The organism is Candidatus Jordarchaeum sp. (assembly GCF_052745115.1).
The window spans coordinates 1-2,519 of sequence record NZ_JBRAKS010000465.1 but is presented as its reverse complement, the minus strand read 5'-3'; the positions used below and the strand labels follow the sequence as shown (position 1 = coordinate 2,519).

Here is a 2,519-nt window from a genome sequence, read left to right as displayed (position 1 = left end):
TTGTGATTCTTTTGTTGGGCTTGTTTTCAGCCAGCTCTGGGTCTAATTGCTTTTTGCACACGAAAATCTGGTTCACTTGCATCGATTTAAGGAGCGGGGTGGCCCAAAACGCATACTCCCCGTTTACGGGAACGAAAAGAAATATTTATGCAACGAAGTAAAAATTAAGCCAATAAACATATTCAGCAAATTGGAAAATTTCTGATATTGAATCCCCGAAATTTTTTAATTTAATTTGATGCGATATATTTTTATAATTTTGCACGAGAGATAAAAATTATTCCGGAGATGTTTGTTTGGAGCGCAAGTATTGCTTGTTATTATCTTTTCTGGTTCCTGTGGTTGTTAGGGCGATTCCCGAGATTGTTTCTTTTCCTTGGCCAATTGGTTATGACACTGTTTACCTTTATGCTCCCTTCATACATTACTGTCAGATTTATGGGCTTTTCCCAATGCTCTATTACTACATTTTTGTAAATCCTGTTTCCATAACTTTCCTCTTTTTGATAGGTAGTTTGGGTGTCTTATCAGGAGTCGATCCCTTTTTGATTTTGAAGCTTGTTACCCCAATTGTTAACGGGTTTTTAGGATTGTCAACTTACTATTTTTTAACCTATTATTTGGGTTGGGGCGATAAAAAGGGATTAATTTGCGCTATTCTCTGCGCATCATATTTTGTGACCCTTAGGATCACCTGGGACCTGCTCAGAAATACGTTGGGACTTGTTTTCTTCTTTCTTGCAGTTACCCCGACTAAAAGTTTGGAGAAGGGTAAGAACGGTTTCCTATTTGTGCTGTTTTCATTACTCTGTTTGTTTTCCCACGAGCTAGTGGGAGTTCAGCTCTTATGCGTGGTTGCCTATCTTATGTTTTGGGAGATATTTCCCTCTTTTAATATTTCCAAATTTTTAGGCAGCGTCAAATTTTATTTGGAATCAAAAATCGAATCTCTTGGTTCTAGAGCGACCGCGGATTCTGAAAGGAGTGATAATGATGTTGGAAAAGAAAGAAAATTAAAAAAGTCCAACAATCAGGTGGGAGAAGAAGGGAGTGAACAGTATCAGAAGATGTTTGGAGCACGTATCCGTCCCCTAATATTATCTATGTACACGTTTGTGGCGATATGCTCGGTGTTAACTGTGCTGTACTATGCAGGATATTTTCAGGTCAAAATTCCCACCGATCTCGCCAGCTTAGGTAGGTCAAGTCTTTTTGTTGATTATATCTCCCTGGGTTTTGGGGAATGGATTTACCCCTCAGTGGATATTTTGAGGAGTGATATTTTTTCCCTTTTTCTAATCTGTTTTATCCCAATTCTTCCCTTTGTGATTGGGGGTTATTTCCGTAACCACGTCTTAGATATTACAACTCTATTTCTTCTAGTAGGCTCCTTTATGCCTGTGGTGGTTCCACATTTCGCTCTACCCTGGTGGTATAGGTGGATGCTACTTCTCACCTTTCCCTTCACCATATACGCCTGCAATTACCTGCTTCCAGACAAGCAGGACCCATTTCTGGTAAGGAAGCTGAAAATTCCCAGAAAACATAGACAGATTGCCTTCGTGTTGTTGCTCCCTATTTTAATTCTACTTTCATCCGCATACATGGTTTTACCGCCGGAAAGGGCTCTCACCTACTTCTCCGCTATAAACCTACAGACCTACTTTCCATCCAGCATGCAGTATAACACCATCCCCCTCTACTATTGCCCCTACGCAATCCTGGCTTGTGAATGGCTGGAATGGAACATGCCCTCCAACTCCTGCGTCATTGTTCATCAAGGCTTATACGGCTGGGCCGCACTCACCCTCAATTTCAAGCCCATAATTCCATACCGCTATGAGGTCAAATTCTTTACAGACGTGATACTAGCTAAAGCTCTTAAAGAAGCTGCGAGTTACAATACTACCTACGTTTTAACGCTCCCCCCCTCTAACTACTTCCACAACAGTGGTGATTTCGAACTAGTTTTTCGTTTAGGACCAATTGAAGTCTTTAAAAGTAGCACCTAACATTACTGTCATTCACCACCCTTAAAACAACTTTTACCCTTAAAAACGGTCACTTCAAGCAGCATACTTGAATTCTCCAACAGAGTTTCGTTTCCAGCGCGGGATACGATTCGGTTTTAAGTATCCAAAACATGGAAAAGCGATTATATGAGCAGAAAAAATATTCTTAAAATACCAAAATTAATCAGCGATCTCAAAAACCTTGATCAAGCCCACTTGAAAAACTAATTCAAAACCCCCACCAGAATTAAAGTAATCAAAAGCAGGAAGAGTCAAAATAAAAACATTATCGTATCCTTGTGCCTGATACAAGTTTTTAGCAAACCCCGCATCCCCAAAGATATTCGTCTCATAATTATAAAGAACAATCGGCTACAAACCAGAAGTAACACTAATCTAATGACTCGAAAATGATAAACATGGTGAAGGATCCAAAACAAAAAGAACAGTCTAAATATGAAATGATGAACATTCAAAACGCGTGCTATAAAAGACATCAGTAGTAGT

General features: G+C 39.5%; 1 protein-coding gene. It reads left to right on the top strand.

Annotation, left to right across the window (positions count from 1 at the left end):
* Positions 1 to 296: 296 nt before the first annotated feature.
* The gene (locus ACUVXA_RS19650) at positions 297 to 2,012 is read left to right on the top strand and encodes a hypothetical protein (protein WP_445872989.1); all 1,716 of its coding nucleotides are present in this window, start codon (positions 297 to 299) and stop codon (positions 2,010 to 2,012) included.
* Positions 2,013 to 2,519 lie beyond the last annotated feature (507 nt).